Origin of the sequence: Spiroplasma endosymbiont of Cantharis lateralis, from assembly GCF_964030855.1 — a bacterium.
In the GTDB taxonomy this organism is placed as follows: Bacteria; Bacillota_I; Bacilli_A; order Mycoplasmatales; family Mycoplasmataceae; genus Spiroplasma_A.
Genome location: NZ_CAXIQF010000007.1, coordinates 30,588 through 56,212 on the forward strand (window position 1 = coordinate 30,588; position 25,625 = coordinate 56,212).

22 protein-coding genes are annotated in these 25,625 nt (G+C 25.1%); 20 read left to right on the forward strand and 2 right to left on the reverse strand.

Annotated elements, in window-relative coordinates; genetic code table 4:
- The first annotated feature begins 57 nt into the window (after positions 1-57).
- From AAHM99_RS02135 to pnuC, 11 genes are all read left to right on the forward strand, one after another.
- Positions 58-549 (forward strand): hypothetical protein, encoded by a 492-nt coding sequence (locus tag AAHM99_RS02135; protein ID WP_342275127.1) that lies wholly within the window; start codon positions 58-60, stop codon positions 547-549.
- A gap of 15 nt (positions 550-564) precedes the next feature.
- Positions 565-1,011 (forward strand): dual specificity protein phosphatase family protein, encoded by a 447-nt coding sequence (locus tag AAHM99_RS02140; protein ID WP_342275128.1) that lies wholly within the window; start codon positions 565-567, stop codon positions 1,009-1,011.
- Between the two features lie 183 nt (positions 1,012-1,194).
- The gene (locus AAHM99_RS02145; protein WP_342275129.1) at positions 1,195-2,373 is read left to right on the forward strand and encodes an AEC family transporter; all 1,179 of its coding nucleotides are present in this window, start codon (positions 1,195-1,197) and stop codon (positions 2,371-2,373) included.
- Positions 2,374-2,383: 10 nt separating this feature from the next.
- Positions 2,384-3,382 carry an NAD(P)-dependent oxidoreductase gene (locus tag AAHM99_RS02150; RefSeq protein WP_342275130.1) on the forward strand — a complete coding sequence of 333 codons (999 nt, stop codon included), beginning with the start codon at positions 2,384-2,386 and terminating at the stop codon, positions 3,380-3,382.
- A 1,033-nt stretch (positions 3,383-4,415) separates the two neighbouring features.
- Positions 4,416-4,952, forward strand: coding sequence for a hypothetical protein (locus tag AAHM99_RS02155; RefSeq protein ID WP_342275131.1), 537 nt, complete (start codon positions 4,416-4,418; stop codon positions 4,950-4,952).
- Between the two features lie 2 nt (positions 4,953-4,954).
- Positions 4,955-5,503 (forward strand): hypothetical protein, encoded by a 549-nt coding sequence (locus AAHM99_RS02160; protein ID WP_342275132.1) that lies wholly within the window; start codon positions 4,955-4,957, stop codon positions 5,501-5,503.
- 62 nt (positions 5,504-5,565) lie between these two features.
- Positions 5,566-5,922 (forward strand): hypothetical protein, encoded by a 357-nt coding sequence (locus tag AAHM99_RS02165; protein ID WP_339030807.1) that lies wholly within the window; start codon positions 5,566-5,568, stop codon positions 5,920-5,922.
- 24 nt (positions 5,923-5,946) lie between these two features.
- Complete coding sequence (gene yihA, locus AAHM99_RS02170) at positions 5,947-6,540, forward strand: ribosome biogenesis GTP-binding protein YihA/YsxC (RefSeq protein ID WP_342275133.1); 594 nt, start codon at positions 5,947-5,949, stop codon at positions 6,538-6,540.
- A 139-nt stretch (positions 6,541-6,679) separates the two neighbouring features.
- The gene (locus tag AAHM99_RS02175) at positions 6,680-7,681 is read left to right on the forward strand and encodes an ADP-ribosylglycohydrolase family protein (RefSeq protein ID WP_342275134.1); all 1,002 of its coding nucleotides are present in this window, start codon (positions 6,680-6,682) and stop codon (positions 7,679-7,681) included.
- Between the two features lie 2 nt (positions 7,682-7,683).
- Complete coding sequence (locus AAHM99_RS02180; protein WP_342275135.1) at positions 7,684-8,598, forward strand: PfkB family carbohydrate kinase; 915 nt, start codon at positions 7,684-7,686, stop codon at positions 8,596-8,598.
- Positions 8,585-9,454 (forward strand): nicotinamide riboside transporter PnuC, encoded by an 870-nt coding sequence (pnuC, locus tag AAHM99_RS02185; RefSeq protein WP_342275136.1) that lies wholly within the window; start codon positions 8,585-8,587, stop codon positions 9,452-9,454. Before AAHM99_RS02180 ends, pnuC begins: the two co-directional genes overlap by 14 nt.
- An 88-nt stretch (positions 9,455-9,542) precedes the next feature.
- Here the strand turns inward: pnuC and AAHM99_RS02190 are convergent, their stop codons facing one another.
- Positions 9,543-10,190, reverse strand: a complete 648-nt coding sequence (locus tag AAHM99_RS02190) for a nitroreductase family protein (RefSeq protein ID WP_342275137.1) — start codon at positions 10,188-10,190, stop codon at positions 9,543-9,545.
- A gap of 236 nt (positions 10,191-10,426) precedes the next feature.
- On the opposite strand from AAHM99_RS02190, the gene AAHM99_RS02195 reads away from it, so the two are divergent.
- The 8 genes from AAHM99_RS02195 (at position 10,427) to AAHM99_RS02230 (ending at position 22,608) form a co-directional block, all read left to right on the forward strand.
- Positions 10,427-11,290 carry an HAD-IIB family hydrolase gene (locus AAHM99_RS02195; protein WP_342275138.1) on the forward strand — a complete coding sequence of 288 codons (864 nt, stop codon included), beginning with the start codon at positions 10,427-10,429 and terminating at the stop codon, positions 11,288-11,290.
- Between the two features lie 37 nt (positions 11,291-11,327).
- On the forward strand, positions 11,328-12,239 hold the full coding sequence (locus tag AAHM99_RS02200) for a type I phosphomannose isomerase catalytic subunit (protein ID WP_342275139.1): 912 nt from the start codon (positions 11,328-11,330) through the stop codon (positions 12,237-12,239).
- A 122-nt stretch (positions 12,240-12,361) separates the two neighbouring features.
- On the forward strand, positions 12,362-14,848 hold the full coding sequence (locus tag AAHM99_RS02205; protein WP_342275140.1) for a fructose-specific PTS transporter subunit EIIC: 2,487 nt from the start codon (positions 12,362-12,364) through the stop codon (positions 14,846-14,848).
- 102 nt (positions 14,849-14,950) lie between these two features.
- Positions 14,951-16,273, forward strand: a complete 1,323-nt coding sequence (locus AAHM99_RS02210; protein ID WP_342275141.1) for a DDE-type integrase/transposase/recombinase — start codon at positions 14,951-14,953, stop codon at positions 16,271-16,273.
- 110 nt (positions 16,274-16,383) lie between these two features.
- Positions 16,384-17,706 carry a DDE-type integrase/transposase/recombinase gene (locus tag AAHM99_RS02215; protein WP_342275142.1) on the forward strand — a complete coding sequence of 441 codons (1,323 nt, stop codon included), beginning with the start codon at positions 16,384-16,386 and terminating at the stop codon, positions 17,704-17,706.
- A gap of 156 nt (positions 17,707-17,862) precedes the next feature.
- Positions 17,863-18,648, forward strand: coding sequence for a MurR/RpiR family transcriptional regulator (locus tag AAHM99_RS02220; protein ID WP_342275143.1), 786 nt, complete (start codon positions 17,863-17,865; stop codon positions 18,646-18,648).
- An 83-nt stretch (positions 18,649-18,731) separates the two neighbouring features.
- A complete protein-coding gene (locus tag AAHM99_RS02225; RefSeq protein ID WP_342275144.1) occupies positions 18,732-21,230 on the forward strand; it encodes a glucose PTS transporter subunit IIA in 2,499 nt (832 codons plus the stop codon).
- The gene (locus AAHM99_RS02230) at positions 21,208-22,608 is read left to right on the forward strand and encodes a glycoside hydrolase family 1 protein (protein WP_342275145.1); all 1,401 of its coding nucleotides are present in this window, start codon (positions 21,208-21,210) and stop codon (positions 22,606-22,608) included. The genes AAHM99_RS02225 and AAHM99_RS02230 overlap by 23 nt, the downstream gene beginning before the upstream one ends.
- Before the next feature lie 62 nt (positions 22,609-22,670).
- On the opposite strand, the gene AAHM99_RS02235 is transcribed toward AAHM99_RS02230, so the two are convergent.
- Positions 22,671-23,501, reverse strand: a complete 831-nt coding sequence (locus AAHM99_RS02235; protein WP_342275146.1) for a MurR/RpiR family transcriptional regulator — start codon at positions 23,499-23,501, stop codon at positions 22,671-22,673.
- A gap of 144 nt (positions 23,502-23,645) precedes the next feature.
- Between AAHM99_RS02235 and AAHM99_RS02240 the strand changes: the two genes are divergently transcribed.
- Positions 23,646-25,544, forward strand: a complete 1,899-nt coding sequence (locus tag AAHM99_RS02240) for a PTS transporter subunit EIIC (protein WP_342275147.1) — start codon at positions 23,646-23,648, stop codon at positions 25,542-25,544.
- Positions 25,545-25,625 lie beyond the last annotated feature (81 nt).

Consider the following 25,625-nt stretch of genomic DNA (forward strand, 5'->3'; position numbering starts at 1 on the left):
TAAAATAACTAGTCAAAAGCTAGTTATTTTATTTATAATTTTATTGAGGTACAATTTATGGAAAAGAAAGATTTTTTGAAGCAATTAAATATAGAAATAAATAAGAGTAATTGTAGTGAAATAGAGTTTTATGCACCAAAAGACTCTGGTGAATTAAAAGAGATATATAAAGTCTCATTTAGAAACAATGATTATAAAGTTATTAATCTATATATAGTTTTTGATAATAGAAACTGATTAATAAAAGCAAGCAATCAAAACTCACTAAGTCATTATCTTGATTTAACCAATAAATCAGAAGAAGAAAGTCAAAAATTATTTGATTTATATTTAAGAAATCCCAGCATTTTAGGTTTAAATGAAATTATTCCAAGCATTCAATTGGGTCCAATCTTATTATTAGAAAGTGTTATTGATGACGAAACACATATTTGTGTAAGAATTATTAAAAATAAAAATGTTGCAGTTCAAAGTGTAACTAATTTTGATTGTTTATTTATAGATTCAGCTCCAGAATTTTTCTCAAAATTCTTACCAGTATGAATTTAAGAAGGGGTAAAAACAATGAGTAAAAAAATAGTTGAAAATTTATATCTTGGAGATATGAACAGTATTCCAAATGATTCACAATTAATTTTAAGTTGTGCTCAAGAAATTTTTCTTGATCAAAATCCAAAAGAAGGAGAAAATAAATTAATCGACCAAAAAAGTAATAGAATCTTTTATAATTTTGAAGATTATCCTTATTTTGAAGATATTGATGAGTCACTAATTTTAGATGCAATAAAACAAATTGAAGATAATATAGAAAATAAGAAAATTTATATTCACTGTATTTGAGGAGTTAATAGAAGTGCAAGTATTGTTTTTATGTACTTAGTAAGAAATAAGATAATAGAAGCTAATTCTTATTTTGAAGCTCAAAAGAAATATTGAAAAATTTATCCTAATCATTCGCCAAATCCTGGTTGAAAAAAATTTTTGGAACTTAATTTTCCATATAAATTTTAAATTTTTTAAATATTTGAAAATGAATCTTTTTACCATAGTAAAAAGATTTTTTAATTTATAAAAATAATTAATAACTAAAATTAAATTATTTGTTAAGCATAAAATAATAGTTGAGGACAAAGAAACAATTAAAATTTTACTAATTTATAGTAAAAGTAAAAAATTTTTAGAAAGGTAAAATTTATGTATTTGTCAACAAATATTGGAGAAACCGTAGTCAAGGTACTTGGCGATTGAGGGTTTTGAGGAGCTATTTTATCAACTTTAGCAGTAATTTTTTTGGGTTATATATTAACTAAAAAAAATATCCTTAATAAGGAATGAGATAAAGTATTTGTAAAAGTTGTTATGCTAATCGGATTACCTGCGCTTGCTTTGGATGGATTCTTAATAGATATCAAAGTACAAGATCTTATTAATCAACTTGGAGTTTTAATTATTGGTTTTTTATTTTATTCCATTATGCTATTCACTTCAAGATACTTTTTTTTAAAAACCAATAAAGATATTCAAGATACTTTAGCAATGTGCGTTGCTTTAGCTTCAACAACTTTTTTTGGTTTACCAATAGTGGGAGCAATTTTTGATAAAGCAGGAACTTTATCAGGAAACTTGTTCAATGTACCATATAGAATATTCTTATATAGTTTAGGACTAATGATTATGAGCCGAAAAAACCTTGCAGTTACGCTTACAAGAGAAGAAAAAAAAGAACATAAACTAGAACTTGCTAAACTGCCTGCTGAGGAAAAGAAAAAAAATAAAAAAGAAAGAAACATTCAAATAAAAAAAAGTTTAAAAACAATTTTTATAAATCCTATTTTAATTGCCACTTTTGTAGGTTTATTTATTTGAGTTACACAATTAATTCCTGGAATTGATTTATTAAAAAAAGGTGAAGTGAATTATTCTATTTTGAGAATAGATATTTTATTTCCACCAATTAGTAAAACATTAAAACTAGTTGCTGGAATTTGTACACCTTTAGCATATTTAGCTATTGGAATGAGTTTAGCTTCAAGTGATATAAAAGTTGCAGCTAAGTCAAAACTAGTATGGTATTCAACATTTATAAAAGTAATAGTATCGCCATTAATTATTTTATTAATGGCGGTTGGTTATGCAGCAATTGGAAAAGCAATTACAGGTAATAGTGTTCTTACAGAAGCAAATCTAGGAGCACTTGTTGTAATGACTGCTGCACCACCAGCTTCTGTGGTTATATCATATGCAATTTCATATGATAAAGAAAAAATTCTTGCTAGTAATTTATCAGTTTTAGCAACATTAATGTCTGTTATAATGATGCCATTTTGAATTATTATAGTTAAAGTTATTGCAGCAACTAATTTGTTTAGTTAGGAGAAAAAATATGTCTAAAAAAGTTGTATGTTATGGTGTTAGAGAGTCTGAAAGAGCAATATTTAAAGAAGTTGCTAATAAGTTCACTTATGAGCTAATTTTAGAAGAAAATTTATTAAATCACGAGAATATTGAAACAGCAAAGGGAGCATATGCAGTTATTTTAAGAGCAAATTGTATTGCTGATAAAATAAATTTAGATAAGTTTAAAGAATATGGAATTCAATATGTTCTTACAAGAACAGTTGGATATAATCATATTGATTTAAATTATGCCAAAGAATTAGGTTTTAGAATGGCAAGAGTTCCATTTTACTCACCAAATGCCGTAAGTGAACTTGCTGTTTCACTTGCTATTGGAATGATGAGAAATATTTTTTATATGCAAAAGAGAAGTGAAGAAAAAAATTTTATTGTGGACAATTTTATGTATGCAAAAGAAATTAGAAATTCTACAATTGGGATAATAGGAACTGGAAGAATTGGAATGGAAACTGCAAAAGCATTTAAAGGTATGGGAGCAAAAATACTAGGTTATGATGTTTTTCCTAATAAATTAAATGAAGATATTTTAACTTATGTTGATTTTGAAACTATAGCAAAAGAAAGTGATACAATAATAGTCCATTGTCCTTTAATTGAAGGAGAAAATAATGAATTTATTAATAAGAATTTCTTTAATAAAATGAAAAACGGTTCTTTCTTTTTGAACATGTCAAGAGGAGAATTAATAAATAATGAGGATTTATTGGAAGCAGTTAAAACAAATAAACTTAAGGGTGTAGCATTAGATACACTTTCAAATGAATCTCAGATATTTTTTAAGGATTTTAAAAATTCTAAACTTCCCTTGGAAGTATATGAACAATTAATAAATTTTTCACCAAGAGTTATAATAACCCCTCATATAGGTAGTTATACAGATGAGGCTATAAAAAACATGATAGAGATCTCATTAGAAAATTTAGAAGAGTTTGAATTAAGCAATAATTGTAAAAACTCAATTTAAAGGAATAATAATAAGAAAACCTTTTTAAGCCATTGTTTAATGACTTTTTTTCACTTTTTTTCACTTTTTTATTGCAAAATAAAATAAAAGGAATAAAATAATTATGTCAAAAGAAATACTATCAATGGAGATAAAAAAATATTTTGACTTATATCGAATATACTAAAATGTTGTTTTCGATTGATATTTTATAATATTGTTTAATTATGGAAGTACTTTAACAGGTGATAACTAAATTAAAAAAACTCTATTTTTGAAATAGAGCTTTAAGTGAAATTTTTTAAATTATTTAAAATTTTCATAAAAAAAAGGGAATATATTTATATTATCTTATTTGTCATATTTTAATTGATGTATATATACATTCAAATAAATGACTTAATTAAAAATGATAATAATCATATTTCCCTGCAGTTATTATAAACTTGGGAGGGCTTACAACAACTATAATGTTTTGCTGTTAATAAAATTAGCAAATTAACAGCTAATATAAATATATCAAAAAAAATAATATTTACAAACTTTTTTTAAACATAAAAATATTAAAAAAACATAAAAAGTCTTTTATGTTATCTATTTATTATTGATTATTTATTTAAATAATCAATAATAAAGATTGTAAAGTATTTTAAGTACTTACAAATATTAAAATATAATTTAACAAAGTAATTATTTAAAAAAGTACTGATTTTATTAAATAATGGAATCTCCAAGCTTTCTTGTTTGTTTTAATTCAAAATTGAAACAAAAGGGTGTAAGGGTGGGATCAGGAAGCTACAAGTTAATGCTACTTGTAAAAAATGCTTTGAAAAAAGCAAATAAGTACCTAGAACAATTCAAGTTGTTAAATTTAAAATTATTTTACCCTTAAATAGTTTTAGTCCAGATTTAGGTCTGGACTTTTTTTTGTCTTTTTTCATAATAAGATAAAAGTAATTAAAATTAGATATTATTAGCTTTATTTTGAACTATTTAAAAGTGAAAAATTCAAAACTATAATTGTTATAATATAAATAAAAAAGGGGTTAAAACTATGACAAGTAAAAATATAGCAGTTATTTTTATAGTTTTAATTTGATTATTAATGGTATTTATAACAGGAATCTTGGCATTAATTTTTAAAGATAAATATAAAAACTTTAAAAGTAAAAATTTTAAACAAAAGCAAGAATTAGATGAATTAAGACAAAAATTTAAACTTAAAGAAGTAGCAATTAAGTTTAAGTTACCAAAGAATGAAAAATGTTATTTTTTTGTGAATAATTTACAGTTTCATAAAATTAAGTTAAAAAATAAAAGGGCAAAAGAGAACTATAGTAAAGAGTTAAAAGAATCAAATATTAGCTCATCAATTTATATAACAAATGAGAGAATAATGATTCAATTAAAAAAGCAGTATTTTGAACATAATTTAGTAGATGTGATATTTTGTAATTATTTACTCATCTATGTCAAAAAAAATTGAAATAGATTTATTGAATTGGAAGTGGATAATGATAAATATATTTTCTTATTAGAAGATTTTAATTTATTGCTTACAATTAATGAATTAAAAAAAGGAGATAAATAATTATGATTTACTCAAATGTTTGAAGTGGCAGTGTTATAAGTGGCTATATTTTTTCCATACTTACTTCAATTACCTTAGTAGTTTTTTTTACTTTCTATTTTAATAGAATTAGAAAAATGAGCTCTCTATGATCAGAAAGTAGATATTTTAATAAGAAGTTATCAATTTTTTTTATATATTATTTTTTTATAGGATTTATATCAATGTTTATTTTATTAACAGGTTTCTTTATTATAAATTTAATCTTTAAAGATATGAAATATCTAGGTTTTGTTTTTACAATTTGTTACTTAATTTATACTCTTCAAATATTTATTTATATACTAATATTAAATATTAAGCAAAATTCTATAGTAGCATTTGAACATGACAATCAGTTATTCTTATTTAATGAAATTATTAGGTTAGAAAGTATTATTGAAATAAAATATAATCTTAAAAGAACGCTAATATTCATTACTTATAAGGATGAAAATGAGTTTGAAGATATTATTAAATTAAATTATAGTTTAGAACTATATGATTTTTTAATAAAAATAAACTATAAATAAAACATTTTTAGTCAATAAAATGTTTTATAATAATTACATATAATTAAGATCGGGGTAAAAGTATGCTAAAAAAAATATTAAGCAATGAAGAAAAGAAAATATTTTCAGAAAAATCAAAAAAAGCAATGAAAAGCAAAAATTATCAAAAATATATGGAATTTGAAATTGCCTATTTAGAGTCATTAAAAGAAAATAAAGGTAAAAGTAAATTACGTAATAAATATCTAAATGAGCATAATAAGTTTTTAGAAGAAACAATTGAAACGCAAGAAGATTTAGTAGGAAAACTTAGATTATTATACGAATCAGAGATTTCAAATAAAAGTGATGCTAATTTACAAGCACGAGATGAAATGTTTGAAGAAACAGAAGACTTCGAAAAAATGTTAAAAGAAATTGATAAAATTTTATCTTTATAATTGAAAAGTGGAGAACAAAACATTATGATAAAGCAAGCAAAATTTATTACATCAGCTGCAAATAAGAGTGGCTGATTACAAGATAATATCAAGGAAGTGTGCTTTATTGGTAGAAGTAATGTTGGTAAATCAACTTTTATAAATGCACTTACAAATCAAAATAAACTAGCTAAAACTTCATCAACACCTGGTAAAACAAGATTGTTAAATTTCTTTGATATCAATAATGGAGAATTTAGAATTGTTGATGCTCCGGGTTATGGTTATGCCAGAGTAAATCGTGATCAAAAATTAGCTTTTGGTAAAATGATGGATGAATATCTAACTAATAGAGCAGAGTTAAAATTTATTTGTCAATTAGTTGATTTGCGTCATAAACCAACTATTGATGATATTGAAATGTATAATTTTTTTAAACATCATGAGATAAGGGTATTTATAGTTGCTACTAAAAGAGATAAATGTAAAAAAAATGATATTGTAAAAAACGAAAAAATAGTGAAACAAACTTTAAACTTAGCTCCAGAAGATAAATTTCTAGCAATATCTTCAACCGAAAAAAATAACCTAGATAAGGTTTATGAAATTTTTATGGAAATGTTTGAAAATAATAACTAAAAAAAGTTTTTTTTTTTTTTTTTGATTTTCATGAATTTTATAATTAATTTATTTTAAAACAGTATTATAATTAAAATTATTATAGTCTTATTGTAAAATAATCAAATTTAATATTTAATAATAGGTTTTAGGAGAGAGTATGAAAAATAAAATAGAAGGTGTAATTTATGGTATGGCTATTGGTGATGCCATGGGAATGCCTGCTGAGTTATGAGGAAGAAATAAAGTTAGAAATTTCTTTAAAGATTATATTACTGAATTTTTAGATGGACCTCAAGAAAATGATATTGCAAAAAATTATAAAAAAGGTCAATTTACTGATGATACTGCACAGGCATTAGTCATTTTAGATTCTTTATTTGAAAATAATTTTATTCCAGATAAAAAAATAATTGCAAAGAACTTATTGATTTGAGCTGAAAAAAATAATGCTTTTGAACAAAACATTTTAGGTCCAACTTCAAAAGAAGCCTTAAAAATGATTAAAAATAATTTAGAGCCAATTGAAATAACAAAAAAGGCATTAAGTAATGGATCAGCAATGAGGATAGCACCAATTGGTTTATTATTTAAAAAAAATCAACATCAACAATTAGTAGATTACGTTTTTAAAGTTTCACAAGTTACTCATACAAGTGATATTACTATTTCAGGAGCTTCAATAATTGCTATGTGTGTTAATTCAGCACTTTACAAAACTAACTTTGAAGAGATATTAGAGGATTTATATCTTGTTGATAAATTAGCTTTGCAAGTAGGAAGTGAAACATATAGTCCTTCAATGACTAAAAGAATTAAATTAGCAATTGAAATTGCAAATCATTTTAAAGGTAAAGACATTGAATTTATTGATGAGCTATATGATGTTATTGGAGCAGGGGTAAATATTAGTGAATCAGTTCCTACAGCAGTTGCAATTGCATATTATGCTAAAAATGTAAACAAAGCTGCTTTTCTTGCAGCAAATTTAGCAGGAGATACAGATACTATTGGAGCAATGGCTTGCGCAATTTGTGGAGCATATACTGGTATTGAAGAAATTGATAAAAATTTTGTTAAAATAATTAAAGAAAGTAATAAAGTAAATTTTGATTTTTATATTAAAAAAATTGAAACTTATTTAAAAGAAAAAGGTATTTAAACATGAAAACTTTAATTATCGGTTCTGCAATTGTTGATATAATGATGAAAGTTGAAAATTTACCACAAAGATCAGGTGATGTTGTTTCTAAACAAAGAACAATAAGCGTTGGTGGTTGTGCTTATAATGTAGCAAATACTTTTAAATTATTAAATCAAGATTGTTCTTTATTTGTTCCAATTGGGCAGGGAGTTTTTGGATCAATTATTGAAGAGCAACTTATTAAAGAAAATTATGAAATACTTTTAAAAAAAGATTACAAAGACAATGGTTATTGCATTGCCTTAATAGAACCAGATGGTGAAAGAACTTTTATAACTTATTCAGGTTTGGAAGATGATTTTGAAAAAGAGTGATTTGATAATATTAATTTAAATGAATATGAAAATATTTATTTTGAGGGTTACAAAGCATATAGTAGTGGTGGAGAAAAAATAGTTAATCAATTAGCTAAGTTAAGTAAAAAAAATATTTATTTCTGTCCAGGACCAATGATAACGTCAATAAATAAAAAGTTAATGAAAAAAATTATGAGTTTAAATCCAATTTTACATTTAAATGAAAAAGAAATTATTGACTATACAAATATAAAAAATTTAGATGAAGCTATAAAAAGTTTGTATTTACAAAATAGAAATGTAATTTATGTTACTTTAGGTTCGAGTGGAGTAATTTGTTATGATGGAAAAACTTTAGTTCGAGTAGATGGAATTAAAGTAAAAAAAGTCAAAGATACACTTGGCGCTGGTGATGCTCATATTGCAACCATTATGCTAAGCTTATCAAATGGTAAAACAATGGAAAATTCTTTGAAGTTAGCAAACTTAGTTGCAAGTAAAATAGTGGAAGTACAAGGAGCTAAAATTGAAGATGTCAAAGTAATCAAGTACTTAAGGGAGCAATATGAAAAATACTAGAGATGAAACAAATATTGATATTGAAGAACAAATTTCAAAAAAACAAAATGGCTTTATGAAATTTTTAAAATCTGAATTAACAGGTTGAAACCCATTTGAGATTTTACTTTTATTTATTTCTACAGCTTTAATATTAACTCTAGGAATAGTTGCAAAAGATAAGGCGATTGCAATAATTGCAGGTATAATTGGTACAATTGGTGTTATTCTTGGAGCAAAGGGAAAAATAAGTGCTTTTATTGTAGCAACTATTAATTCTGTTTTATATATTATAATTCTTATTCAAGGATCCTTGTTTAGTTCAATAATATTACATGCAGCATTCTATATACCAATGAATATAATTGGTTTTGGTCTTTGATTTAGAAAAAGAGATAATAAGGGAGATGTTATGTCAAGATTTTTATCATGACCTGCAATGATATTGGTTTATTTAACTTTAATTATAGTTTGAGTTACTTATTCCTTATTAATGATTAAGTTTAGTGACGCAAATAGTATATGATTTGATTCATTTATTTTAATGGGAACTATAATGGCAATTATCTTAATGATTTTTCGATATGTTGATCAATGAACATTATGATTATTAACAAATTTAGTAAGTTTAATTATGTGAACTTTTATTTTGATTAATATTGAAGATAGCTTATTTGAAAAATCTACAGTAATTATTTTTATAATTCAATATGCTTCAAGTTTAATTAACTCTATTTACGGATTTTGAAATTGAATCAGATTAAATAAAAATAGTAAAAGGTATCAAGTAAAAATACTTAATAAAGATGATTATGAAAAATTAACTAAGAGTCAAAAAATAAGTTATAGGTTTGATAAGTTTTTTACAAAAAAATAAAACATACTTTTTAATTTTAAAAATTTATTTATAAAATTAAAAAAACCAACATTTAAATGTTGGTTAAATAAATAATAAATATTATTTATTATTTAACTATTTTATAAGCTTTTTCAGCAGGTCTTCTTGTTTTTGAAAATGAATGATGAAATTCTTGAGAGGTGTCTACTTTTCCAATAAACATTCCAACTAAAACTTTTTCATTTTCTAAATTTATTAAATTATGTTTTGCAAGAACTTGTCCCACCATATTTGAATCTAATCCTTCACTTGGACAAACATCAATTTCCATTTCTTGTGCAGTATTAAGCACAGTTCCTAAAGAAATATATGCTTGTCTTGCAGCTCATTCATTAATAGACATATCTAATGAAGTAAGTACTGCATTAACTCCACCAATCATTGTTTCTCTAATACTTTCAAAACCATCTGGAATATTTCTTTCAGTTTGTTCTTTAAAATGAATATTTTTTAAATATTCTTCCTTGTAAGCAACTCAAATAATTATTGCAGAAGCTTGTGTAACTCCAACTTGGTTTCATCAACCAGCTAATATTTCTTCTCTTATTTCTTTATTTTCAATTAAAAGAACTTTAAAAGGTTCCATACCAAAAGAACTTGGTGCTCATCTAATAGATTCTAATAATTCAGTTTTTTGTTCATCAGATAATTTGAATTCCTTTTGGTATCTTTTAGCTGAAATACGATTATTTAATAATTGTAAACTTTTTGTCATTTTTCTTTTTCCTCTCTTTTAAGAAACACTAAAAAATTTAAGTACTCACAAGTAGGTATATTAAATTTTTATTTTAGTAATTAAACCATTTATTTCTTAAATATTTTGTTATAAATAAAGTAATATGAATATTTTTGTATTTATATTACTTTATTAGTATAAACCTAATATAAGTTTATAAATATATATTTTTTAGAAAAAATCAAGTTAAAATAATCTTGTAATGGAGGAATGCAATGAGAAAGATAAAAAAAATAGCAGCCACTGATATGGATGGGACAATCATTTTTGAATTAGATACTATCAGTGAAGCAAATAAGAAACACTTATTAAATTTTCAAAAAAATTCAAATAATAGTTTAACTATTGTTACAGGAAGAAACTATTTTTTAACAGATTTTGCTGTAAAAGAATTAAATATTAATTTGCCAGTAATTTGTTCTAATGGAGCTTCAGTAATTGATCCTCAAACATTAAAATATGTTGCAAAAAGACATTTTAAAAAAGCAGAAATTAAAGAGTTATTAGGAAAATTTTTAAATACAACTATTGATATTTGTGTTCCAAATGATTTTAGAACACATTTTATTCAAGATGAAGAGTGAATTGAGTCATTAATTGAAAATAAGATGAACTTAGATTTTTCACATTTTCCTGATGGAAAAGTTTTATATAATTATGAAAGTTTAGAGCAATTAATTGAAAAGGGTTTAGATTTAGATGAAAGTTTTCCAGTTTTAGTAGCAAATGTTAAAAATGATAAACAATTAGAGTATGTTAGAAATATTGTAAAAAATAATAACGTATTAGCTTTGGAATTTCCAAGAGGTGATAAATGTAGAGTTGAGATTTTTAAAAAGGGTGTAACAAAAAGTTGAGGTTTGAATAAATTATTGGAAAAATATGATTTATCAAAAGAAGATATTCATTTATTTGGTGATGAACACAATGATTTTCCAATGTTTGAAGATTTTCCTAATTGCTATGCTGTGGGGAATGCAATTGAAGGTATTAAGGAATTATCTAAAGAAGTCATTGATACTGTTCAAAATGCAGGCGTAGGAAAAAAATTAAATAAAATTATTGAAGAATTTAAATAATAACTATTTTTTATAATAATTGAGGAGGTAATGAAAAATGATAAATAAAATTATAAAAATAAAACCTTTCTTTTCCAAAAGAATTTGGGGTGGAGAGAAATTAAAGGAATATGGTTTTCAAATACCAAGCAATGATATTGGTGAAGCTTGATTGATCTCTGCTCATGAAAATGGAATGTCTTTATTAGAAGATAAAACTACTTTTAAGTCTTTTTTTGAAAACAATAGAGATAAATTTGGAGTAAGTAAAGATGAACAATTCCCATTATTAGTAAAAATAATAACAGCTAATGATTATCTTTCAGTTCAAGTTCATCCAAACGATGAATATGCAAAAATTCATCATAACTCTTTGGGAAAACCAGAATGTTGATATATAATGGATTGTCCAAAGGACGCTAAATTAATTTATGGTCATAAAGCAACTAATCTGAGTTCATTTGAAAATTTAATGAATAATGGAGAATGAAAAAAATTATTAAAGGAAGTAGAAGTTCAAAAGGGAGATTTTCTTTATGTTGAACCAGGAAAAATTCACGCTATTACTCCTGGAGTTGTAGTTTATGAGTTACAAAGATCTAGTGATATAACTTATAGATTATATGATTATGATAGAGTTGATGATAAAGGAATAGCAAGAGAATTACACATAAAAGAGAGTCTTGATAATCTTACAATTCCTGATTCAAAAGATATTATTATTAAAAAACAAAATAATCTTAAGTTTAGTTGTGATTTTTTCTCATTTGAAAAAATTAAAGTTGATGGAGATAAAAATTTTATTTGGACAAAACAAGATAATGTAAAGTGATTTCAATTTACTATTTTAAATGGAAATTGTAAAATTAACTCTATAAATTTTACAATGGGGGAATCAGCTATTTGTATTGATAATTTAGAGCATTTAGAAATAATTGGAAAATGTGAAATTATTATTGCTTGAACATAGATAATTCTAAAAAATTCATATTTTTATAAAACCTTTTTAGGTTTTTTTTCTTTTATAAATAAATGATTGACTTTTTAGATTAATTGGAAAATAATCTCTATGAAAGGAAAAAAATGGAGAATATGGAAAATATATACAAGGAAAAAAATATTTTTTTAAATATGGACCTCAATTCAAAAGATGAAGTTTTTAAATATATTTGTAATAAAGCAAAATGACTAGGTATCTTTCAAGATACAGAAAAACTTTTAAAAGCTTTTTATGAACGAGAGTCACAAGGCACAACAGGTTTTGAAGATGGTTTTGCAATACCTCATGCTAAAGTTAAAGGTATTACATCAGCTTCAATAATTTGTGTTAGAACATTAAATGGAGTTGAATGGCAGTCTTTAGATGGTTCACCATCTAAAGTTATAATTGCACTTATTATTCCAGAAAATGCTTCAAAGGAGCACTTAGATATTTTAAGTCAAACTGCGAAAAAACTAATGGATGACAAATTAAGACAAAAATTAAAGGATGCAAAGGATGCAAAAGAGTTTACAAAATTAATTCAAGTCAAATATCCCATTTCAAAAAATAACTTAGAGGATAGCAAAAAAACAGGTAAAAATATTGTAGCTATTACAGCTTGTGTTGTTGGTGTTGCTCATACTTATATGGCAGAAGATAAATTGCTTTTGGAATTAACAAAAGCAGGACACAATATTAGAGTTGAGACACAAGGAAGTAAAGGAGTGGGAACACCCCTAACTGCAAAAGAAATTGAAAATGCCGATGTTGTAATTATTGCAGCAGATACAAAAGTTGATTTAGATCGCTTTAATGGTAAACTTGTTTATCAAACTCATGTAGCAAGAGCAATTAAAGAACCTTTAAAATTAGTTGATGAAGCTTTACTAAAAGCTACAATTCAAGTTAATAGTGAATTTAAAAATGAAGGTGGTATTAGTAAAACAAAACAAGGTGTATTACAACATATTTTAGCAGGAATATCATATATGATTCCTGTAATTATAATGGGGGGAATTTGTTTAGCATTTTCAATCGGAATTGCTAAAGCAATATGAGGACCTGCAGCAGGAACTGGGGGACCAATTGGTGAAAATGGTGAACCCCTTTATCCTTGAAATCCATTAGCTGTAATGGATAAAATTGGTGGAGCAGCTTTTGCTTTAATGATTCCAATTTTAGCAGGGTTTATTGCTAACTCAATTGCAGGAAGAGCTGCTTTGGCACCTGCAATGTTAGGAGCATTTATAGGAAATGATGCTTCTAAATTTATGCCATTACCAGGAATGACAGAAGTTTCAACACCAACAGGATTTATAGGAGCTATCATTGCTGGATTATTAGTAGGGTATTATGTAAAATGAGTTAATACATGAAAAGTTCATAAATCACTTAAAGCTGTTATGCCTATATTCTTTATTCCTTTAACAGCTGGGATAGGGATATCAATTTTATTTATTTATATTTTAGGTGGACCAATTGGTTGATTAATGAACCAACTTTCTTCTGCTATTGAAGCAGGATATAAAAGTGAAAACTTTGGTATTGGATTAGGTATTGGATTAGGTATTTTATTAGGGGCAATGGCGTCATTTGATATGGGAGGACCAATCAATAAAATTGCCTTTGTAACTTGTTCTGCACTAGTAACTTTAGAAAAACCTATTGCGGAGCCAATGGGAGCAATGGCAGCAGCCATTCCAATCGCACCATTGGCAATGGGATTAAGTACTATTTTATTTAAAAGATTTTTTACAAATGAAGAAAGAGGAATGGGTATCTCAGCTATGATAATGGGTACAATTGGAATTTCAGAAGGAGCAATTCCATTTGTCATTAGAGACCCAAAAAGAGCTATTGTTGCAAACGTTCTAGGTGGAATGGTTGCAGGAGCAATAGCAGGAGGATTTCAAGTTACAGACCTTGCAGCACATGGGGGACCAATCGTGGCAATATTAGGAGCTGTTCCATATGGATGATTTACAATAATATTCTTTATTGCAATTTTATCGGGAGTTGCAGTAACAACTTTAGTTTACGGAACATTATTAATTATAAATAAAGGAACTATAGGTTCTTTAAAAGAACATCATGTTCTAAAATTAGAACAAATTATTGAATCTAAAAAAGAAAAACAAGAAGAGATTAAAAATAAAATGTTGACTTTAAAATTATTGTTAAAATCAGCAAAAACTGAAGAAGAATCAAATAATATGCAAAAACAAATTGAGGAATTAAAAAAAGAAAAAGCACAAATTAATCTTGATGCAAAAGAGCAAATTCAAGCTGCCAAAAATGCTTTTGATCAAATCAAAGATGGTGAGAAATTATTTATTAAAGAAAATTTAAGTTCAACTAAAGAGTTTATTCAAAATTCAAAAGAAGCTAGAAAAAAATCTTTACAAGAAATAGCTAATAAAAAAAGTAATGAGATAGCTAACTTAGAAAAATTTGATAAAAGAAATTATATTGTAAATTACTCAAATCAAGTTGAAAATATTAAAGATGATTATCAAAAACAAATTATTAATTATCAAATTAAATTAAAAGAGAAGTTTATAATTGATTATAATAAAATTTTAAATAGTAAATTATAGTAACAAGGTATTGGGGGGTCTAAGTACATAGGTATCCCAATTTTTTCGTTTTATAATTCCGAACAAGATTATAATTGTATTAGCAAGAAAGGTTGTATCTAAATGAAATACTCAAATGAGTTAAAAATTCAAGCTGTTAATGATTATATTAATGGAATTAAATTAAAAGATATTGCAATTAAATATAATATAAAAGCTAATTCAAGTATTTTAGATTGATATCAAAAATATCATGAGTCATCTGATATTAAAGTATTTGATAGGAAAAAACGTAATAAAACCAATGAAGTTAGACTTAAAAATAAAGTTAACAAATATAGTGAAGAGAATAAAGAATTGAAAAAGAGGCTTTTTGAATTAGAAGAACAAATTAAGCGAAGTGCTTATTTAATAGAACTTAAGAAGGAAAAGAAGAAAAGAAAACAAGCAGAGAAGGAAGTTGAGTTATTAAAAAAGTCCATAGCATCATTTCTAATAGGTTATCAAAAGGTTAATAAAAAGACATATACAAAAAAAGATATAATTCAGATATATCAAACAGTATATGAATTATCATTAATGGGAAATGATGCAAAACAAACTATTCTAATTTATGGTGTTGGTTATCGTAGTTATACTAATTGAATTAAAAGAGGAAAACCCGAATATAAAAGACAATATCATCTTCATGCCAAAGAGGCTGTAGAAAGTATTTATTCAAGGAAGGACGGTATATTTGGTGCTGAAAAAGCTAGATTAAAGATATTAAAAGATTTCAATATAAATCTTTCTAGAGAGACAATTATTGAACTTAGAACAGATGTTTTATTAAAATTAAAAAAAGAAATAGCATCTTCTAAATCAAAAACAAGAATGGGAATAAGTACTCATAAGAAATATACCTCATTAGATCTTATAAAAGGAGATTATAGCTCTAATAAATATTTAGAAAAGATTGGAATTGATGGTACATGATTTAAAAATATTTATATTGGAGGAGTTAAAACAAAACGCTTATTTTTACCTGCATATGACTTTTACTCTAATGAAATTAGTTCATATTCAGTTGGCAACTCTGAAAATATACTAGTAACTCTTGAAATGCTAGAAGGTTTAGTAAGAAAAATGGATTTAGTTAGAATAAAGAAAATTATTATGCATAGTGATTTAGGTTCTGCATTTACAAGTAAAGAAACAGAAAAATTTTGTAAACAGCATAATATAATTAGATCAAATTCAGCATCAGGATTTAAAGGTAATCAATTTGTAGAACAAACACATAGATGAGTCAAAAAGTATTTTTATTTAATATTTGGTAATAAATTTAATAATGATCAACATTTTAGAAGTTGTATATATAAATTTGTTAAAATTTTTAATAGTACAAATATAATCTTAAAAAATGGATGTACACCAAACGAAATGATCCAAAATTTTAGGAAATAATGTTACTTAGCCTCGGTATTGGGGGGTCTAAGTACATAGGTATCCCAATTTTTTCGTTTTATAATTCCGAACAAGATTATAATTGTATTAGCAAGAAAGGTTGTATCTAAATGAAATACTCAAATGAGTTAAAAATTCAAGCTGTTAATGATTATATTAATGGAATTAAATTAAAAGATATTGCAATTAAATATAATATAAAAGCTAATTCAAGTATTTTAGATTGATATCAAAAATATCATGAGTCATCTGATATTAAAGTATTTGATAGGAAAAAACGTAATAAAACCAATGAAGTTAGACTTAAAAATAAAGTTAACAAATATAGTGAAGAGAATAAAGAATTGAAAAAGAGGCTTTTTGAATTAGAAGAACAAATTAAGCGAAGTGCTTATTTAATAGAACTTAAGAAGGAAAAGAAGAAAAGAAAACAAGCAGAGAAGGAAGTTGAGTTATTAAAAAAGTCCATAGCATCATTTCTAATAGGTTATCAAAAGGTTAATAAAAAGACATATACAAAAAAAGATATAATTCAGATATATCAAACAGTATATGAATTATCATTAATGGGAAATGATGCAAAACAAACTATTCTAATTTATGGTGTTGGTTATCGTAGTTATACTAATTGAATTAAAAGAGGAAAACCCGAATATAAAAGACAATATCATCTTCATGCCAAAGAGGCTGTAGAAAGTATTTATTCAAGGAAGGACGGTATATTTGGTGCTGAAAAAGCTAGATTAAAGATATTAAAAGATTTCAATATAAATCTTTCTAGAGAGACAATTATTGAACTTAGAACAGATGTTTTATTAAAATTAAAAAAAGAAATAGCATCTTCTAAATCAAAAACAAGAATGGGAATAAGTACTCATAAGAAATATACCTCATTAGATCTTATAAAAGGAGATTATAGCTCTAATAAATATTTAGAAAAGATTGGAATTGATGGTACATGATTTAAAAATATTTATATTGGAGGAGTTAAAACAAAACGCTTATTTTTACCTGCATATGACTTTTACTCTAATGAAATTAGTTCATATTCAATTGGCAACTCTGAAAATATACTAGTAACTCTTGAAATGCTAGAAGGTTTAGTAAGAAAAATGGATTTAGTTAGAATAAAGAAAATTATTATGCATAGTGATTTAGGTTCTGCATTTACAAGTAAAGAAACAGAAAAATTTTGTAAACAGCATAATATAATTAGATCAAATTCAGCATCAGGATTTAAAGGTAATCAATTTGTAGAACAAACACATAGATGAGTCAAAAAGTATTTTTATTTAATATTTGGTAATAAATTTAATAATGATCAACATTTTAGAAGTTGTATATATAAATTTGTTAAAATTTTTAATAGTACAAATATAATCTTAAAAAATGGATGTACACCAAACGAAATGATCCAAAATTTTAGGAAATAATGTTACTTAGCCTCCCCAATACCCTCCCCAATACCGTTTAAATATTTTTATTCAAAATTATTTAGATATTCTTTTTTTTTTTTTTTTCTATAATATTAAAAATATAAATAAAAATTCATTAATAAGATTTTATTAATTAGTAAGGATAAAAGTTATATGAGAATTAGAGAAAAACTTAAAAATGTTATAAAAACTAATGATAAAACTCTTGATTATCAAATTGCTAACTTTATATTAAAAAGTGCTTATAATAATGTTTTTTATAAATCAAAGGAAGTTTCTTCTAAACTAAATATCTCAAAATCTACTTTAACACTTTTTTCAAAAAAACTCGGTTATGAAGGATATGGAGAACTTTTACATAAATTAATTGCTGAGATGGAGTTTTATGGATTAACAGAACAAAGTAATAATCAAGAAAATGAATTAAGTTTAATTGATTGAATTGATATAACTGACTTTATTGATAGTTTAGAAATCCAAAAAAAATTAGATTTTTTTGTAGAGGAAATTAATATTTCAAATAGATTAGCAATAATAAATAGTCAAGAAAGTGACTTTAAATTACTTACTCTTTTTTCACAAATAATTAATTATAATAAGCAAACTTTTTATTTTAATAATAGAAAATTTGAAAGAAGTTTATTAATGAGATTAACTTCAAAAGATACAATTATTTTTTTTGTTACGGGACTAGACATTGATGAAATTATTAATTATATTAGTATTGCAAAAGATAATAATATAAATTTTTTAATTATTACAAGTGAATCACATGTTTCAAAAGTAACAAAATATCAAGATGATTCAAACAAAATTATTATTATAAAGTCATTAACAGGGTTTACTAGAGAAACAAGAATATTAATTAGATTAAGCCAAATTAATATAATACTGACTAACTTAATATTTAAGTTAACTAAACAAGTTCATAATAAATAAACGAGTTTAATAAACATAATATTTTTCATCTTTTTCTTAAAATTATTATTAGTTAGAAAAAATTCTAATAAGAAAGGAAACATATGGAAAAGATAAAGATTTATGCTCCAGTTGATGGGATTGTAAAGGCGATTGAGAATATTTCAGATCCTGTTTTTGCAAGTAAATCATTAGGTGATGGAGTTTATATTGAACCAAGTTCAGATATTTTTTACTCGCCAGTAAAAGATGGAAAAATAGAATTGATTACAGATACCAAACATGCAATATATTTTTCAACAAATAATTATAATGTTTTAATGCATATTGGTTTAGAAACAGTTGGACTTTCAGGTAAGCCATTCTCATTATCAAAAAAACAAGGTGAAAAAGTTTCTCTTGGTGATGAAATTGTTAAAGTTGATTGAAAAACAATTGAAAAAGCTAATCTAGAAAAAGTTACTCCTGTAGTAGTGGATTTAAATTCTGTTTCAAAATATAAATTAACAATTAAAAATGAAGGAAAAAAAGTTAAAAAGGGAGAGTTAATTTATGAGATAGAAATTGAAGATGCCAAAATAGTTAAAGATAAAAAAATTCAAATTGAAAAAAGAGAAGGTAAATATAAAACTCTAGCCTTGCAATATTTAACTGCCATTGGTGGTAAAAATAATCAAAGTCTTGTGCATAACTGTATGACAAGATTACGTTTTAAAATTATTAATAAAGATCTTGTTAATGAAAAGGCTTTAAAAGAAATAGAATTAACAAAAGGAATTAATTGAAATGGTGAAGAGCTTCAAATAATTATTGGGGGAGAAGTTTATAAAGTTAAAGATGAATGTCAAAAAATAATTGAAAATAAATCAACAAATGATAAAAAAACAAAAGTAACTAAAGTTCCAAGAAAACAAAAAATTATGGGAGCAATTACAGCTATTGTTTTTCCAACTATTCCAATCTTAATTGGAACAGGAGTAATTAGTGGATTGCAAGCAATTCTTGCAATCTCAGGTGTAATTTCAAATCCAGCTCCTGGTCAATCAGTAATGGAATTAGATTTATTTAGTGCCTTAATGTTTATTATGTCAAAAGTTGGAATTGAATTGGTTGGAATTGTATTTTTATGTAGTACTGTGAAATATTTTAATGGAGATCCATGACTTGCGATATGGTTAGGGGCTGCATTAACAAGTAAATATTTATTTGGAAGTGGTTGAACTTTATTTACAGTATTTGGAAATTCCATTGTTATCAAAACTTATGAAGGTACAGTGCTACCAATGATATGTGCTGGTTTATTATTAGTATTTCTAAATAATTGAATTAAAAAATGAATGCCAACTTCAGTTGATATTGTATTTAGACCAGCATTAGTATTTTTATCAACATTCTTAATAATGTTATTTACAGTAGGACCATTTTTTAGAATTATTGAACAATTTATTGCCAAGTTTGTAATTCTATTAGGAAAAATTCCATTTGGTATTGGTATGGCAATATTTGCAATGATATGACAACCGCTTGTATTAACAGGAACTCACGTTGCTGTAGTTACTGTTATTACATTACCAATGAATGATGGAGATCCATCAGCAATGTATGCTTGTTTACAAATAGCTATTATGGGACAAATAGGTGCTGTTTTAGCTTTAAGTTTTATTACTAAAAATCAAAAAACAAAGCAAGCAATCTTTGCTTCATTACCTGGGGCTATGTTTGGAGTGACTGAACCAATTATTTATGGTATTAATTTACCAAAAATAAAACCATTTATTTTTGGTTGTGTTGGTTCACTAGTTGGTGGTTTTGTGGCAGGTATATTAGGAGTTGCTCAATATAGAAGAACTGGAACCGGTATTATGTCTTGAATGGGATTAGATATTGGATGAGGAATGGTATTTGGTATCTTAGCTGGATTTATTTCATTATTCACAGCTTTAATTTTAACATTGATGTTATATCAAGATCGTAAATCTGAGTATATTGCTTTCAGAGAAAGCAATAAGCTTTTATTAAAAACAATTAAATTAAATTTTGATTTTGATGATGCAAAATTAAAATCTCTAAAAGAGCAACTAGTAAAAGAAACTTTAGTTATTAAAGCGTTTAATAAAAATTATAAAAATTATGAAAACAACTTAATTGATTTACAAAAGAAACAAATCAAAAAACAAAATATAATTAACAAGTTTGAAATGAAAAAGGAAAAACTTTATAACAAAGTCTTGAAGTTGGAAGATAGAGACTTAGAAAAATATAATTATTTTGCAGAGAAATATAATAATTTAAAATTATCTGAAACTTTTAATGAGCTTTTAAAAGAGATTAAAGAACTTGAATTGAAATTAGTTAATTGTGAAAAAGAAGTTAAAGAATTTAATATAAAAAAATATAAAGACATTTCGGATTTTATTGATAATTTAAATATTAATAAAAATCAAATATTAGACGATTATAAAAAAAATTATTTAAATGCTTTTAACTCTATTGATATTGCATATGAATTAACAGAAGTTAATAATATGGAATGAACAAAAAAAGAAATTCTTAATTTAAAAACAAGAGAGGAAATAAAATATGTCAAACAAAATACCAAGTAGTTTTTTATGAGGTGGGTCAACTAGTGCCTATCAATTTGAAGGAGGTTATGATCAAGAAGGTAAAGGAAAATCTATCCAAGATACACGAACAAATATTCCTCAAGGAACAACTGATTTTAAAATAGCCTCTGATCATTATAATCATTGAAAAGAAGATGTGGCATTAATGGCAGAAATGGGATTTAAGTCATATAGATTTTCAATTGCTTGAACAAGAATTTTGCCCCAAGGTGATGGCCAAGTTAATAGGGCAGGAATTGAATTTTATAATAATTTAATTAATGAGTTAATAAAAAATAAGATAACTCCAATAATAACTATGTTTCATTTTGATTTACCCCATAGTTTAAATATTGATGGAGGTTGATTAAATAAAAGAACAATTAATGCTTTTGAACAATATGCAAAAGTATTATTTGAATCATATGGTGATAGAGTAAAACATTGATTAACAATAAATGAACAAAATGTTATGATTTTATTTGGTGAAATTGTTGGAATAAATTTACCAAAAGAAGGTAATAAACTCAAAAATATATATCAAGTAAATCATCATATGATGTTAGCACAAGCAAAAGCAATTAATTTATGTCATGAAATTGTTAAAAATGGTAAGATTGGTCCCGCTCCAAATATCTCTAGTGTTTATGCAAACTCAAATAAACCCATTGACCAATTTGCAGCACTTAATATGAGAGTTATGAGAAACTGATTTTATTTAGATACTTGTGTTTTTGGCAGATATAATTCTTTGGTTATAAATTATTTAAAGGCAAATAACTCAATGTTTGAATTTAGTGAAGAAGAAATGAAAATAATTGAAAAAGCAAAACCAGATTTTATAGCTTTTAATTATTATGCTTCTTCTACTGCTAAAATGCCTGAAAGTGATGAAGTCTTTGATGAATTACCCGATCAACAAAAAGTAAAAAGTGTTAAAGGTATGTATCAACAAGTCAATAATAATAATTTATTAAAAACTCAATTTGGATGAGAAATAGATCCATTAGGTTTTAGAAATACAATCAGAGAACTTTGAGATCGATATCAATTACCCTTAATAGTTACTGAAAATGGTATTGGAGGATATGATTCTTTAACAAAAGATGGTAAAGTACATGACGATTATCGAATAGAGTATTATAAAGTTCACTTAAAAGAACTTAAAGCAGCAATATTAGAAGATAAAATTGATATTTTTGGTTATAATCCCTGAAGTGCAATTGATTTAGTATCAACTCATGAGGGAGTTAAAAAAAGATATGGTTTTGTTTATGTTAATAGAGATGAATTTGATTTAAAAGATTTAAAGAGATATAAAAAAGATAGTTTTTATTGATATCAGAATTTAATTAAAACTAATGGTGAAGAACTTTAGAAGTAATTTACTTTATTTATAGATTAAAAAATTTGCTTTTAGTGCAAATTTTTTAATTTACTTTAAGATTTATTTCATTTAATTGTTAGTTTGTTTCCCATTTCAATATTATTTTTAAAGTCCTTAGTTTTTTGTATTAGTCTATTAAATATTATATTAATTATAAATATTTGGGAATAGAAGGAGCTTATCATTGGAAAGGAATATTTTTCTTTTGAACTTATTGAGTATAAAGCTGTGCATTTAGAATATTTAATAAATGTATTTTCATTTGTATTTTCATTAGATGTAATTAATAAATAAGGTATTTCCTTTTCCTTTAAAAAGTTCAAGACAAATATTATTTCTTTTGTTTTTAAAGTATTTGAAATTATTATAGATATATTTTTATTTTTTAAAAAACCTGATTGAATTAAAAAACCGTGAACTGAATCATGTAAACTAGAAAGTATGCCAATTCTTTGTAACTGATTATTTAAAAATGAAGCTGAGTTTCTGGAATTTCCAATTCCAAAAATCGAAATATTCTTACTTTCTAAAATTATATTTACAAATTTTTCGATTGCTTTTTTATCTAAAGTTTCTTCAGTTTTAAAAATTGAAGAAAGACTTAATGCAGTTATGCTTGAAATTGTATCGTCTATACTGGAACTTGTTTCAATTAAAAAATTCTCCTTAAATTTATTTAACATATTATTAATTTTTAATTTACTTCCAAACTCAATTTGCATTTCTTTTAGTGATTTATAATTCAATTTTTTAACTAATCTTAAAATTGATGCATCGGAAGCGTAATAAATTTTGCTTAACTCTGATATTGATTTACTTGTAAAAATTTCGATATCATTTTCAATTTTTAATAAAATTAATTTTTCAGTACTTGTTAATTCCATACAATCAGTCCTTTTCTTACAAATCAATTATATCTTTTAAAAAATGTTGTTTGGCAACATAAAATAAATAAAAAAAAGTAATACCTTTTATGATAATAAAATAATGCTGAAGGATAGGAGTATCCTCAATAGAAAGGTATTTATATGAAATTTTTTAAAAAAGAGTCTTGAAAAGTTTTTGGAACAAAAATGACAAACAAAATTTCTAAATTATCACAGGCAATAGTTTTTCCTATTGCAATATTACCAATAGCAGGTATATTACTTGGAATTGGTGGTGGATTTTTAGCAGCTGCTCAAACTCATAATTGGGGAATTGGCTGAGAGATTTTTTTTCAGGTTATAAAAACTATAGGAAATATTGTCTTTTCCTGTTTAGGAATATTATTTGCATCATCGATTGCTTTTGGTTTTTCAAAAAACTCAAAAGGGGTTGCTGCTGTATCAGCAATGATTGCATTTATGACAATGACAGTTACAGTTTCCGCTCTATTTCTACCTCATTTAAATCAGAATAAAGAGTTAATTGTTGGTATTGATCCTTGAAAAATAACAGGAGATTCAAAATTGGTTGAGGTTGGTAAAAATAAAGGTATGTTATCAAATGTTATGGGTATAAATCCAACAATGGATCTTTCTGTTCTAGGAGGAATCATTGTAGGGTCCTTAACAGCTATCATACATAATAGAACTTATAATATAAATGTTCCTAGAATGTTATCTTTTTTTGGAGGAGAAAAGTTTGTACCAATTGCAACTTTTTTTATGGGAATAGGATTAGGTATTATTATTTTCTTTGTTTGACCAATTATAATGTTAGGTTTATTTCAAGTTGGTTCAGGTTTAGGGAATTGAATGAATGTTGGAAGTAAAGAGGAATATGCAAGAACATCAGGTTCGATTGCAGCATACTTTTTTGGAGTTTTTGAACAATTATTAATACCGACAGGATTACATCATGTTTTTTATACTCCATTTTGATTTACATCAGTTGGTGGCACATGATATGCTCCAGAAATATCTGATGGAGTTATAACAGGGTGGAATTTATCTCAAGGAGCTTATACCATATTCTTTGAACAAATGAACTGAGTTGGAAGAAGCTTTGAACTATCTGAAAGTGCTTATCAAAGTATTATAGATAATAATATGACAAGTTACTTAGATATTATTTATAAAAGTGATAATGCTTGATATATATCATTTAATCACTTTACTACAGAAGTAGGAACAGGATTTATGAGTGGAAGATTTGCTGTATATAACTATGGTCTTCCAGCTGCTGGTTTAGCTATGATTTTTCTAGCTAAACCAGAAAATAAAAAAGAAGTTACAGGAATTTTAGGTTCTGCAATAATCACGTCTATGGCAACTGGCATTATTGAACCTCTGATATTTTCATTTATATTAGTTGCTCCCATACTATTTGGAGTTCATGCATTAATTGGAGGTTTTAGTTATTTATTTGCATATCTCTTAAACGTTCAAGCAGGTAATGGTTTTACAGCAGGAATGATTGATTATGTATTCTTTGGTTTAATTCCTGGTTATTCAAGTGGAGTAAACATTATTGGTGAAAGTGAGGGAAGTATTTTTGGGATGTTTGCAGGAAGAAACGGTGCCTTATGAATAATAATTTATGGTGTATTAATAATTGGTCCAGCATATTTTATTTCATTTTGAGCACTAATTAAATTTAAAAATCTTAAAACACCAGGAAGAAATTTTGAAGAAGAAGATGTGGCTCTAGAAAAAACTAAAGAGTCCTTAAATAAAAATAAAACAAATAAGGAAAAATTAAATGGTAAAGAACAAGTTAAAAAAATAATTGAAGGATTGGGAGGAAAAGAAAATATAATAGAAATTAATAATTGTGCTTCAAGATTAAGAATTAATGTTAAAGATCCAAAATTAATAAATGATAATTTATTAAAGGAAACCAAAAATATGGGAGTCATAAAAAAAGGTCAAAGTATTCAAATAATTTACGGACCTCACGTTTCAAATATTTCAATAAATGTAAAGGAAGAATTAGGTAAATAATATGAAAAGAAAAGTTGCAGTCTCAATATATGTATTTAATTTTTTAGAAATAGGTAAAAAAATTGATGAGTTAGTTATTGC